The sequence below is a fragment of the Streptomyces sp. RLA012 genome, from assembly GCF_056270325.1.
The window spans coordinates 10,780,970-10,793,196 of record NZ_JBWDPA010000002.1; the positions used below are offsets into that span (position 1 = coordinate 10,780,970).

A 12,227-nucleotide genomic window follows, 5' to 3' on the forward strand; every position below is an offset into this window, starting at 1 on the left:
GAAGCCTGAACATCCACCGCGCGGTTCACGCGCGGCCCAGACAGGGGAGTGTGTTTGCAGTGAGTGAGCAGGGCTATGACGTCATCGTGGTGGGAGGCGGCTCCGCAGGAGCAGTCCTCGCGAATCGGCTGAGCGGGGACACCTCCCGGAAGGTGCTTCTCCTCGAGGCGGGGCGGGCATATGCCCCCAATGAGTACCCTGACGTGATACGCAACAGCGGTCGTGTCGGCGGAGACGAGGACCACGACTGGGGTTACTCCGCCGCAACAGGCCAGGGGGACAACCGAATCGCGGCGCCGCGAGGCAAGGTGCTCGGTGGCAGCTCCGGTGTCAACGCCGGTGTCGCTCTCCGCGCCCGTGCTTCCGACTTCGCGCGCTGGCGTGCCCACGGCCTCAATGGCTGGACGGATCCCGAGGTGCTGGAGGCCTACAAGCGGCTGGAGACCACCTCCGCCGGCGAAGACAGTCGGCGCGGTCGCTCGGGGCCACTTCCCATCCATCAAATGGGATATGAGGAACTGACTCCGTCACTCCAGGCATTCATCGACGCCGCCGCGAGTGAGGGGTTCAAGCGCCTGAAGGACGTGAATGGCGTCGAGCAGGACGGCGTCACGGCCTACCAGCTCAACGTACTGGCGGGAGTACGCCACAACACTGGAATGGCCTACCTGACCGATGAGGTTCGCCGCCGCCGGAACCTGACTGTCCTTGGCGACACGGAGATCGACCGAGTGCTCGTCGACAGGGGGGCCGCTCGGGGAGTCGTGACGACTGATGGCACGGTGTTCACCGCAGGCGAGGTGATCCTCTCCGCCGGAGCCTTCGGCAGCCCTGCCGTCCTGATGCGCTCTGGGGTCGGGCCGGCCGATCATTTGCGGTCGCTGGACATCCCAGTCGTATCCGACCTGCCGGTGGGCCTGCGCCTGCAGAACCAGCCTTTCTACTTCAACGTGTACGCCCTGCGCCCCGGCAAGCTCGCCATGACACCGCCCGGAGGAGCGCTGGTCTGGACCGGATCCAGCGAGGCGGGCAAGGACGAGCTCGACATCCACATCTCGGCGACTCACCTCATCGATCCGGCCTTCAGCCCGACCGGGGGTGCCATCGTGCTTGCCGTGTCGATCGTTCGCCCAGACTCGATCGGTTCCCTCCGGCTCCGTAGCCGTGATCCCAAGGATGCGCCGGACATCGACTACCGATTCCTCGCCGAGCCTCGTGACCGGCGTCGAATGGTGGAAGCGGTCAAGCTCAGCCGGCGCATCGGAGGCAACGAACTGTTCGCCGAGATGGCCCAGTCAGAACTTCTGCCGGGTGACACCGTGCAGGACGATGCGACGCTCGAGCAGGTCATCCTCGAGAACCTGGGCTCGTACGAGCACCCGACCTCGACGGTGCCCATGGGCGGCGACGATGACCAATGGGGTGTTGTGGACAGCCTGGGCGCGGTCCGTGGGGTCAGTAACCTGCGGGTGGTGGATGCCTCGATCTTCCCGGAGGTCCCGTCCACCGCTACGAACCTGACGGCCATCATGGCGGCGGAGTACATCTTCCAGCAGGTATACGGAGAGTGACTCGCCGGATCGGATTCGGACGGGCGCAGAGTGCCCGTCCGAACGCGCCTGGCGGAGGGCCTGGTTCACCAGCCCCGGCGCAGCATCAGAACAGGACCAGCTCCTGGAATTCCTTCGGCCTTCATACCGGCCTGCGGTTTCTCCGGCACGAGGCGCCTGCGAGAACGCAGCCTGAGCAAGACACTGGTGGGGCAGTCGGCCCCGAACACCGGACCTTTCCAGGGCGCCAGACACCGCCTCGACGTCATGCCCGACTCGAAGTTCCTCGCGGCAGGTATTCCGGCTGGATGCCGGTGGGCAGCTGAACAAGGTCCCGCGCAAGGCCTGTCGGCCAGGCATCCGCGGTCGGCCCGCGCCCACTTCGGCCCCTGCTGTCGCCAGCGGTCACGCCGCGAGCGTCGATACCGCGGGAGCGGTCAACAATCTGTGGGTCCGGCGGGCACATCGCGCAACACAACAGGCCAAGCGGGAAGCCACCCCCTTCAGCTGGTGGACGAGTCACGAGCCCGTGCAGATTCGCTACGCGGGTGCGCGTGCGTCCCCACCTGTGAAGGAGACTTCTCCGCGGCCGATGGCGTTGTCTGTCCCGAGGAGATCCAGCTCGGTCTCGGCGGATACGAGGGTCAGTTCGGCACGCTCTGCTCTACGAGGCCGTCCGGTCGGTGTCCACCTAGGCTGCCGAGGGCCTGGACGATGCCGCACCCCGTCGACGACGCGAAGGCCATGGGCAAGCCGAAGGAGACCGACAACAAGGATGGGCGGCGCAATTACACCGTCCGAGCCATCCTGGTCGCGGCCGCCGAATCGGAGAGGGCCATGGCGGAGTCCGCACTCGGCGATGATGCCTGCACTCCGGAGACCATCGCTGCTGTCGGCGACGTTGCGCGTCGCCACAGCGTCCCGCAGAAGCTGCGGGGGGATGTGGCACTACGCGGAGCCGCTGTCTGCCGAACCTGTCAACTGGCCGTCCCCCTGGCGGGAAGAGGCGCTCATGCTCTTTGAACGACTGCCGGTGCGGAGCGTGGAGCGTGTTGATCGAACCTTTTCAGTGTTGCTTCCCGAGCGTGAGGATGGCTGCTGCGATTGATGTCATCCGGTCGGGTCCGCAGCGTGACCTGCGGAGGATTCGCCAGGACTTCAGCGGTGCCATCGCGCCTACGACGGGTGCCCGGGCCTGGGCCGGTGCGCGGTTGACCGTGCGCTGGGTCGGGCCGAGTTCATCGCCGGGCGGGGCGCTTGGGTTCGGTAGTCACTCAGGGTCCGGCACCCCGGTAGGCGCGGCCGGCGAGCACGGGAACGCCCTGGCGTTCGCAGATCTGGATGATGCGGTGGGTGCGGGTTGCGATCGGGTCGTGGGTCCGGCCGGGCAGGGTCGGCGAATCCACAGGACGTACCCGGTCGGGTCGGCGACAACCTGGACGTTCACCCCGTGTCGGCGGTGCTTGGCAGAGTGGTTGGCGCGTCCGTCGCCCAGCCGGTCGTACTCGGCGAGGGTGCCGTCCGGCAACACGGAGTCCGGGGCGCTCTCACGCAGGACCTTGAGCAGGCCGGCCCGGTGCTCGGACGGCGAGCAGGCGGATCACCGTCGTGGTGTAGGCGCGGTTGGCCAGGATGAGGATCTGCCGGGTCAGGCAGGCTTGGACGATGCCGTGGGCGCGGGCGGCGGTCAGGTCGTGGGTCCGCCCCGGCGTTGCCCGTGAGAACCACGGCGGCGTACCGTCCGGCGTCGCGATGACCTGGACGTTCATGCCGTGCTTCTTGTGTTTCTGCGAGTAGTACGGCTCGTCGGCCCGGATGCGGTCGGTGGGAATCAGTGTTCCGTCGACGATGACGAAGTCGCCCTCGCCCAGGCCCACCAGTGCCTCGTGCAGTCCTGGCGCCCAGGCGGCCAGGACCTCGAGTGTCTCGTCCACGTACCGCCACGCCGTAGCCTCCGACACTCAGAACCCGACCCCCACCTGGGCAAACGTCTCGTTCTTCCGCAGGTGGGCCAGGACCAGCAGAGCCCGTGTCCGCGGCTTTCCCGGTGGTGCCGGTGGTGCCGGTGAGGAAGCTGAACCGGTTCAGGGGCGCACGCTGAGGCATGTGGCCGGGAGGCCGGGCTACGCTTCCCGGCCGTTCTGCGCGGGGGTGGAGAGGGAGGAGAGCCAGTCGATCAGGATGCGGTTCACGTCCTCGGGCCGTTCCTGCTGGATCCAGTGGCCGCAGCCGTCGAGGAGATGGGAGGAGACCAGGCCGGGCAGGGTGGTGGGGTAGGCCGCGATCGCGTCGGCCATCCAGGTGGTCGAGGCGTCCAGAGCGCCACCGATGAACAGCGAGGGCTGAGTGAGGGGCGCGCCGGCGTGGCCGGTCAGGTCCTCCCAGTCCCGGTCCATGTTCCGGTAGCGGTTCAGGGCCCCGCTCATTCCGGTCCGCTCGAACTCCCCGGCGTAGACGTCGAGATCGTGCTCGCCGAGCCAGTGCGGGAGCCGCCCGGCGGGAAACCGGTCGCGCAATGTGCCGCCGGGGCCCACGAAGTGCGGATCCGGCGCGTCGGCTGCCGGCATGGTGTCGCCGGACAGCGCCGCGTACTGGCCCGCGAGCCAGCCGCGGACATCGGGTTCGATCTCGGCCTCGGCCCGGCCGGGCTCCTGGAAGTAGGAGACGTAGAACTCCTGGTCCCCGCCCATCTGCGCGAAGACCTCGCTGGGACGCGGTCCCCCCGGTGGGGCGTAGGGCACGCTGAGCAGCCCGACCGCGCGGAACACGTCGGGGCGGACGAGGGCGGAGACGGCGGCGATGCTCGCGCCCCAGTCGTGCCCCACGACGATCGCGGAGCGCTCACCCAACGCGTCCACCACGGCCACGCCGTCCTCCACCAGGTCGAGCATCCGGTACGCGGTCACCGCCTCGGGTCTGGAGGAACGGCCGTAGCCCCGTACGTCGATGGCGACCGCCCGGTAACCGGCCGCGGCGAGCGCCGGCAACTGGTGGCGCCAGGAGTACCAGGATTCCGGGAAGCCGTGAACGAGCAGTACCAGTGGGCCCGTTCCCTGCTCCACGAGATGGGTCCGCCCGGCGGGCGAGGAGACGAGACGGTGGGTGCGGTCTGCTGTGGTCTGCTGCGGCACGGATCCTCCGGGGCGTTCGGCGTGGGGCCGCTTCGACGGGTGGGCCGCCGGACCACGTTCGCCCGGCCGCCCGTCTGTCGGCGCTACCTGCGATCATGCAGTGGTCGGCGGGGCAGGGGCCAAGCCTCTTTGCCGAATCGGCAAGGAGGGGTACGGGGGGTTGGGCCGGCGCGGAGCGCCGCTCGGTCGTGCTGGCGGGCTGCGGGGACATCGACATCGCCGGCCACCGCCGCCCGGTCTCCTACTACCGTGAGATCGTCTTCGGCCTGCGCACCCAGCCCTACGTGGCGGTCCGGCGGCCGCAGCACCACGGACAGACGCCCGCGGGCACTCCCTGGGCGTGGAGCGACTCGCTCTCCAGCTGGACCTGTCCCGGCTTCGAGGCGGCGCCGGTCACCGTCGAGGTCTACGGCGCCGCCGACGAGGTGGAACTCCTCGTCAACGGCCGCGCCCTGGGACGGCGGCCGACCGGCGAGCAGCATCGTTTCCGCTCCGAGTTCGACACGGTCCACGAACCGGGCGAACTCCTCGCGATCGCCTACCAGGAGGGCGTCGAGACCGGGCGTCACCTGGTGCGTTCCGCAGCCGGCCCGGTGGTCCTGCGCGCCGGGGCCAGCCGGCCCGGTGGTCCTGCGCGCCGGGGCCGACCGGCCGGTGAGCGTCGAGGTCTCGGGAGAGGGCACCCTGCTGGGGTTCGGCAGCGTGGATCCGTCGACCGAGGAGGGATTCGACGCGAATGAGCGGCGCACCTACGAAGGCCGTGCGCTCGCGGTCCTGCGCCCGACCGGCGCGGGCAGGATCCGGCTCATCGCCACCGCCCCGGACTGCGAGCCCGTCGAACTCACCGTCACGGTCGAGTAGGAGCACTCAGCCATGCCTACCTCTACCGCACTACGTCAATGCCCGGCTCGACGTTCCGACCGTCTCGTACTCGACGGGGTACGGGACTTCCAGCCCTTGCCCGGCCCGCTCGTGGCGCGTGGCAAGGAACGGCGGCCGATCGGGTCCCGGGCCTGTGGACGATGCAGTGGATGATGCAGGGGACCGAGGACCTCCCGCAGTCCACGAACGTCGTCATCCCCTTCGACTCTTCGCCGCCGCACCCGCCGGAGGCGAACCCGACGGGCGTCCACCCGCACGCTCCATGTCACGGTCACCACCGACCGGCCCACCCAGCTGAATGTCTCGCACGTCCGCACGGCCGACCTGGAAGCCGCGCAACACAACGGGAACTCAAGCCCCGCTCCGAGACGTTCGTCCACGCGGACCCCGTCCGCCAAGGTCCCGGCACCGGTGCCCTGGGCCCCGGGCACACTCCCGCGGTACCGCGTACGCGCCGGCACATACGGCTGGTCCTGGCAGCTGGACGTTCGACGAAGACGAAGACGAAGACGAAAGGGAGCTCAATGAGTCACCGGCCCATTCTTTCCGGGTTTCATCCGGACCCCTCGATCTGCCGGGTGGGGGAGGACTTCTACCTCGTCACCTCGTCGTTCGAATACCTCCCCGGAGTGCCGATCTTCCACAGCCGCGATCTCCTGCACTGGGAGCAGATCGGCAACGTACTCGACCGCGACGACCAGTTCACGCTCCCCGACGGGCAGGGGAGTACGGGGATCTACGCCCCGACCCTGCGCCACCACGGTGGACGGTTCTGGATGATCACGACGAACGTCGCCGCATACGCCCGAGGTCAGCTCATCGTGTCCGCGGAGGATCCGGCAGGGCCGTGGAGCGCGCCCGTGTACACCACCGGGGCGACGGGCATCGATCCCGATCTCACCTGGGACACCGAGGGAACCTGCTATCTCACCTGGTCGTCCGACCGGCCCGAGACCCCCATCTCGCAGGCCGTGGTCGACCCGGACACCGGGACGCTGCTCTCCGAGCCCCGAGCACTCTGGAGCGGGACGGGTCTGGCCTATCCGGAAGCCCCTCACCTCTATCACCGGAACGCGTGGTGGTACCTCCTCATCGCCGAGGGCGGTACGGAGCGGGGGCACGCGGTGTCGGTGGCACGGTCCCGCTCCGTCACCGGCCCCTACGAGGGCCATCCGGCCAACCCGATCCTCTCCCACCGCAGTACGACCCACGTGGTGCAGAACACCGGCCACGCGGACCTCGTCGAACTCCCGTCCGGGGACTGGGCCGCGGTCCACCTGGGGGTGCGACCGCGTGGATCCAGCCCGGGGTTCCACGTCAACGGGCGTGAGACGTTCCTCGCCGCCATCCGCTGGGAGGACGACTGGCCGGTGTTCGACGAGGAGCACTACCCGGCTCCCGATGACGACACCGGATTCGACGAGGAGTTCACGAAACCCGTGCTGCATCCGCGGTGGATCTCGCCCGGCGTCCACCCGGCACACTTCGCCGCGCCCGCCGCGGGTGGCGGTGTGGCACTCACGGCCGCCTCGTCGCCGACCGGTGCGCGCCGACTCCTTGGAGTGCGGGCCAGGGACGAGGAATGGGAGGCGAGCGCGGTCGCCGAAGGCCGCGACACCCGTCTCGTACTGCGCCTCGACGACGCGCACTGGGCGGGAGTCGAGGCGCGCGGAGAGTCGCTCGTCGCACGCGTCGTCATCGGCGGACTCGACCACACGCTCGCGGAGATACCCCGGCCCGGGAGCGGCGGAGTCACCCTGGCCCTCCGCGCGGTGAAGCCGCGGCCGGGTACGCCGCACACGGGCGGACCCGATCAGGTCCAGCTGGGACACCACGACCACGGCGGCTTCCGACCGCTGGCCGAGGTCGACGGACGCTACTTCTCGACGGAGGTGGCCGGAGGCTTCACCGGCCGTGTCATAGGCGTCGAGTCCTTGGCGGGCGTGCAGGTGGTGAGGCGCTTCTCCTACCGCCCCCTGGGCGCGGCCGCGGCGGACGACACCACCGCCGGGTCCGGCATGACCGCCGAACACACCGACCAGGAAAGATGATCACGATCGACCGCGCACCTCACGCGGCGTCGTGGAAGACCAGCCCCAGCGTGTGGCGCCGCCCCGAGCGCACGGTGCTGACGCCGTGCCGCATCGGTGCCGTCGACCAGCCGCGCCGGGAGGCGACGGGCCGATCGCGGGTGGTGAAGATGAGCCCGTGGCCCTGGGGCAGCGTCGTGCACGAGCCCCGCGACTGCGCACGGGGGCGCTGCTCGGTCATGATGAATTCACCGCCGGTGAAGTCGACTCCGGGGGCGTCGAGCCCGATGACGACCTGGAGCGGGAAGAGCATCGCGCCGAACACATCGCGGTGCAGGGCGTTCCAGTCGCCGGGCCCGTACCGCAGCAGGATCTGCGCGGACCTGGCCTGCCCGGCCGCGTGGCACATCGCCACCCACTCCTCCAGTTCGTCGGGCCAGGGCGCGGGCTGCCGGAGCCTGGCCGCCCAGTTCCGGGCGACGGGCAGCAGCCGCGGATAGAAGGCCTCGCGCAATTCCCCGACCAGGTCCGGCAGTTCGTGGGTGAAGTAGCGGTACTGGCCGGAGCCGAAGCGGTGGCGGGCCATGTCGACGGTGGTGCGGAAGCGGTCGGCCTCCTCGTAGAGGGCGGTGATCCCGTGGCACTCCTCGGGGGTCAGCAGCGGAGCGGTGAGCGCGTGCCCGTGCTCGTCGAGTTCCTCGGCCAGCGCCTCCCAGTCGCCGCCCTCGACCCGGTCGGCGACGCGGCTCGCCGCATGTGTGGTGTCGGACATGGCGATCACGCGGCCGGGTGCGTGTTCTCCAGGTCCAGGAGCTGCCGTTTGCGCTCCAGACCGGCCGCGTACCCGGTGAGGGCACCGCTGGCGCCGATCACCCGGTGGCAGGGGCGCACGACCAGCAGCGGGTTCGCGCCGATCGCGGTGCCCACCGCGCGCACGGCCGCCCTCGACGCCCCGATCCGCGCGGCGATCTCGCCGTAACTGACGGTCGTGCCGTACGGGATGGTCTCAAGTGCCTTCCAGACCCGCTGCTGGAAGTCGGTGCCGCCGCCGCTCGCGTAGGAGATGTCGAAACCGGTCAGCCCGCCGTCGAAGTAGGAGCGCAGCTGCCCGACGATCTCGGTGAACGCGTCCGGGTCCCTGGTCCAGCCGTCCTGGACGACGACGCCGGACTTCTGGCCGGGCATGGACAGCGAGGCGAGCGCCGTGCCGCCCTTCGCGGTGGCCGACTCCTCGCCCACCAGCAGCAACTCGCCCAGGGGGCTGTCGAGGGTCGTGTAGACCGTCATCACAGGTGTCCTTTCGAGAGAACCTCAAGCGATACAGGTACAGGTACAGGTACAGGTACAGGAGCAGGAACGGGTGCAGGTATGGGTATCGCTTCACCTGCAATTTTGCCGCTCGCCGAGCGCTTCGTCCGGCGGGATTCGGACACCTGCCTGCCGGTGGACACGGGAAGGGCCGACGGCATCGGCCGTCGGCCCTTCCCCTTCCTTTTCCGCGCCCGCCAGGGCTACCGCTTGATCAGCCGTACGGAGAGCCCCTCGCGCGTGTACACGGGCACCGCCCGGTACCCGTCCGCCTGCACGGTGACACGACCGAACTGGCCCCGCAGCGCCCGCGTCCCGATCACCGGGATCGTGCTGCCCGCGGCCGGCGGCCGCTCGGTGTCCAGCCGCAGCGAGAGCGCGCTGTCCCGGCCGAGCAGCACCCGCCGCTCCACCACCAGCGCGGGTACGTGACCGGCACGGAGCGTGACCTCCAGGGTCGCCCCGGACTCCTGCGCGTAGGCGCCGCGGACGTGGGCCGCCGTCGCCGGGGCCACCCGCAGCGTGCCGCCCTTCACCTGGACGTCACCGTGCCCGAGCGCGCCCGTGGAACCCGCGGTCAGGACGCCCGCCTCCAGGACGGTGCCGCCGGTGTGGGCGTTGGCGCCGGTCAGGGCCAGCGCACCGGTGCCGCGCTTGACCAGCCGGCCGCACCCGGAGATGTCGTTGCGCCAGGTGTCGGCCGCGCCGAACCCGCCGTCGGCCGCGTTCATGGTGACGTCGACCTCGCGGTCGAAGGCGCCGTACCCGTCGGCGGCGGCGAAGAGGTTGAGCCGGCCCCACTGCTCGAAGCCGTCGAGCAGGACATACCCGGAGGGCAGGGCGGTCGTACGGAGCACCTCGCGGCGCTGCGCGGCGCTCAGGTAGGGGAGCCGCGTCTCCAGCAGGACCTCGGCGCCCTTGGGCACGGTCATGCCCTCGGAGCGGCCGTGCCGGGTCAGGACATAGGTCAGCCGGGGCGTGAGCGCGCGGGCGTTGGCGCTCCGGTCGGCGTACGGGTCGGTGGCGACGCCCGCCGAGTGTGCGTAGGCGTACAGGGTGTCCGCCGTCGTACCGGTCTGCTGCTGGAAGTACGCGGCGGCCTGGGCGCGCGCCGCGGCCTTCAGGGCGGCGTTGGCCGGGTCGGCCAGGGTGGCGGCGGCCAGGGCCGTGGCCATGATGCGGCCACCGATGACGTCGACGGTGGAGTGCATGCCCGCCACGATCCGGGTGTGGCTGAGTTCGTAGGCGCGGGCCACCAGCTCCTGGAAGCGCTCGGGCACGGCGTACGCGTACGCCAGGCCCGCCAGGTGGAAGGCGTTGGTGTGTCCGCTGGGGAAGCCGCCGTCGTCGACCGGGGCGGTGCTGCGCTGCCAGAGCAGCTGCGGGGCGACGACCACGGCGGAGTCGTACACGGGGAAGCCGAGCGCGTCGACCTTGCCCGTGTCGACGACCTCGCTGTTCTCGTTCATGCGCCACGGACGCGGGTACTGGAAGGCGTACTTGGCCGGGTTGCCCGACGCGTACGGGCCGCGCACCGTGTCCACCAGCTGGGCCACCTTGCCGAGCGCCGAGTCGTACGCGCCGGCGCCCTGCGCGGAGCCCGCCGGAGCGTCGGCCGGCACCGCGTCGTTGATCTTGCCGGGCGGGGTGCCGTCGGGAGCGCTGGTGATGGAGGTGACCGCCTTGGCGCCGGTCTTGTACAGGTCGGCCAGCGGGCCCAGTCCGGCGATCATCGCGTAACTCTGGTGCTGCCGGTCGTAGATGAACGCCTCCTTCGCCTGCGCGTCGGTGCGGACGGCGGTGATGCGGGCGCAGTAGCGCATGTTGGCGCGCAGCACCTCGGGCAGCAGCGGAGTGCCGGTGTTCCAGGCGGCGCCGGTCTTCCACACCTTGCTCATGCCGCCGAGGATCCGGACGACCGCGTTGGTCTCGGGCGTCAGGTTGGTGAGGACGTTGGTGGTGTAGTCGTCGACGAAGGCGGCGGCGCCGGTCGCGGCCTTGGCGTCCGCGGCGGTGAGCCAGGTGACGACGGTCGGAGCGGCCAGCAGGCCCGCGGACGCGCCGAGCGAGTTCCTGAGGAACCCCCGCCGGTTCAGGGCGTGTTCACGGGCGGGGGCCGACGGGGCGGACTGCTGCCCGGCTGGTGACGGCATGGATGTGCCTCTCCTGAGTGAAATGGGGTCCTCCGCAGCCGGGTGACGTCGTGAAGCGACGGTGCCCCTGTGGTGAGGACGCGGCATACGAGCGAAGATGTACGGCTGATTCATGTCACGCTCGCGAAGCGCGGGAGGCGACGAGGTGGCGTACGTGCGAATGCGCCACCCCTGTGCGCCCGCTGTGAGGCCGAACGCGCCCCCGCCAGGCACCCTTTGCCCGCGCGGCCGTGCCCGCGTGCGGTCAGGGCCCGTCCCGCTCCCCTTGCTTATACGAGTGAACGTGCCAGCGCCAAGGCGCCCTCGACCGGTGGCGAGCGCAGCGGCCTGGGCCGGGCCCCGGGCAGGGACTCGGCGAGTGAGGTCGTGAAGGCGGTGTACAGGGCGGGTTGGGCGAGGACGGTGCTCCCGGCGACCACGATGTCGTCGACGGCGACCCCGCGCTCGGCGAGCCGTACGACGAGCGCGGTGAGGGAGCGGCCTCCGTCGGCGATCACCTCCGCGGCGATCCGGGAACCCCGCTCGGCGGCCGTGAACACCACGGGCGCGTGCCGGCCCCACTCGGCCGACACATCGGAGGCGTTCTCCAGGGCCGCGCCCAGGGCCGGGACCTCATGCACGCCGAACGCGTCGACGAGCCGCTGCGCCAGCTCGTCCGGGGCTTCACCCCGGTCGTGCGCGGCCCACACGGCACGTGCCGCCTCCCGTACGAGACCGGCGGCGGCACCCTCGTCGCCGAGCACCGCACCCCAGCCGCCGACCTGAACGGTGCTGCCGTCGGCCAGCCGCCCCACCGCCACCGAACCGGTACCGGCGACGAGACCGACGCCCTTGTCCAGGCCGGCGGCGGGGACCAGCAGTTCGGCGTCGCCCACGACGAGGCAGGGCACCCTGAGGAGCGCCTCCAGCGCCGAGCGGATGTCCGCGCACTGCCGGGGCGTCTCGCACGCGTGCCCGCCCACGGCCACGGCGGCCGGGGGCGGGCCGGGCGGGAGAGCTTCGCGCAGCAGCTCGGCGAGCCACGCGGCGGCGGCCGCCGCGTCGTGCGGCCGCCATCCGCCGCTGGTACGGACGTGATCGGCGACGGAACCCCGTCCCGCGCGGGCACGGAGATGCGTCTTGGTGCCGCCCACGTCGATACCGACCACGAGGGGGGTGGAGTCCTGCACGGAA

10 protein-coding genes and 1 pseudogene are annotated in these 12,227 nt (G+C 70.8%); 4 read left to right on the forward strand and 7 right to left on the reverse strand.

Annotation, left to right across the window (positions count from 1 at the left end):
• Window positions 1-59 precede the first annotated feature (59 nt).
• Entirely contained in the window at window positions 60-1,571 is a 1,512-nt protein-coding gene (locus tag RV986_RS49170) for a GMC family oxidoreductase (RefSeq protein WP_475923604.1), read from the forward strand.
• 1,253 nt (window positions 1,572-2,824) lie between these two features.
• Here RV986_RS49170 and RV986_RS49175 read toward each other — a convergent pair.
• The 3 genes and pseudogenes from RV986_RS49175 to RV986_RS49185 form a co-directional block, all read right to left on the reverse strand.
• A complete protein-coding gene (locus RV986_RS49175; protein WP_475923605.1) occupies window positions 2,825-2,956 on the reverse strand; it encodes a hypothetical protein in 132 nt (43 codons plus the stop codon).
• A 207-nt stretch (window positions 2,957-3,163) separates the two neighbouring features.
• Window positions 3,164-3,580, reverse strand: a pseudogene (locus RV986_RS49180) (transposase family protein); the annotation flags it as partial.
• A 93-nt stretch (window positions 3,581-3,673) separates the two neighbouring features.
• On the reverse strand, window positions 3,674-4,681 hold the full coding sequence (locus tag RV986_RS49185) for an alpha/beta fold hydrolase (RefSeq protein WP_475923606.1): 1,008 nt from the start codon (window positions 4,679-4,681) through the stop codon (window positions 3,674-3,676).
• 188 nt (window positions 4,682-4,869) lie between these two features.
• Between RV986_RS49185 and RV986_RS49190 the strand changes: the two genes are divergently transcribed.
• From RV986_RS49190 to RV986_RS49200, 3 genes are all read left to right on the forward strand, one after another.
• Window positions 4,870-5,421, forward strand: coding sequence for a DUF4982 domain-containing protein (locus tag RV986_RS49190; protein WP_475923607.1), 552 nt, complete (start codon window positions 4,870-4,872; stop codon window positions 5,419-5,421).
• Window positions 5,336-5,542 carry a hypothetical protein gene (locus tag RV986_RS49195; RefSeq protein ID WP_475923608.1) on the forward strand — a complete coding sequence of 69 codons (207 nt, stop codon included), beginning with the start codon at window positions 5,336-5,338 and terminating at the stop codon, window positions 5,540-5,542. Before RV986_RS49190 ends, RV986_RS49195 begins: the two co-directional genes overlap by 86 nt.
• A gap of 545 nt (window positions 5,543-6,087) precedes the next feature.
• A complete protein-coding gene (locus RV986_RS49200; RefSeq protein WP_475923609.1) occupies window positions 6,088-7,614 on the forward strand; it encodes a glycoside hydrolase family 43 protein in 1,527 nt (508 codons plus the stop codon).
• A 19-nt stretch (window positions 7,615-7,633) separates the two neighbouring features.
• Here RV986_RS49200 and RV986_RS49205 read toward each other — a convergent pair whose 3' ends face one another.
• The 4 genes from RV986_RS49205 to RV986_RS49220 all read right to left on the reverse strand — a co-directional run bounded on the left by RV986_RS49205 (window position 7,634) and on the right by RV986_RS49220 (window position 12,223).
• Window positions 7,634-8,365, reverse strand: a complete 732-nt coding sequence (locus tag RV986_RS49205; RefSeq protein WP_475923610.1) for a 2OG-Fe(II) oxygenase — start codon at window positions 8,363-8,365, stop codon at window positions 7,634-7,636.
• Between the two features lie 5 nt (window positions 8,366-8,370).
• The gene (locus tag RV986_RS49210) at window positions 8,371-8,880 is read right to left on the reverse strand and encodes a methylated-DNA--[protein]-cysteine S-methyltransferase (RefSeq protein ID WP_475923611.1); all 510 of its coding nucleotides are present in this window, start codon (window positions 8,878-8,880) and stop codon (window positions 8,371-8,373) included.
• A gap of 224 nt (window positions 8,881-9,104) precedes the next feature.
• Window positions 9,105-11,054, reverse strand: coding sequence for a phosphatase PAP2 family protein (locus RV986_RS49215; RefSeq protein WP_475923612.1), 1,950 nt, complete (start codon window positions 11,052-11,054; stop codon window positions 9,105-9,107).
• A gap of 269 nt (window positions 11,055-11,323) precedes the next feature.
• Entirely contained in the window at window positions 11,324-12,223 is a 900-nt protein-coding gene (locus tag RV986_RS49220) for an N-acetylglucosamine kinase (protein WP_475923613.1), read from the reverse strand.
• Window positions 12,224-12,227 lie beyond the last annotated feature (4 nt).

Excerpts from the sequence above, each read along its gene's own strand:
- RV986_RS49200 (WP_475923609.1), top strand. The coding sequence starts at position 6,088 with ATGAGTCACCGGCCCATTCTTTCCGGGTTTCATCCGGACCCCTCGATC.
- RV986_RS49205 (WP_475923610.1), bottom strand. The coding sequence starts at position 8,365 with ATGTCCGACACCACACATGCGGCGAGCCGCGTCGCCGACCGGGTCGAG.
- RV986_RS49210 (WP_475923611.1), bottom strand. The coding sequence starts at position 8,880 with ATGACGGTCTACACGACCCTCGACAGCCCCCTGGGCGAGTTGCTGCTG.
- RV986_RS49215 (WP_475923612.1), bottom strand. The coding sequence starts at position 11,054 with ATGCCGTCACCAGCCGGGCAGCAGTCCGCCCCGTCGGCCCCCGCCCGT.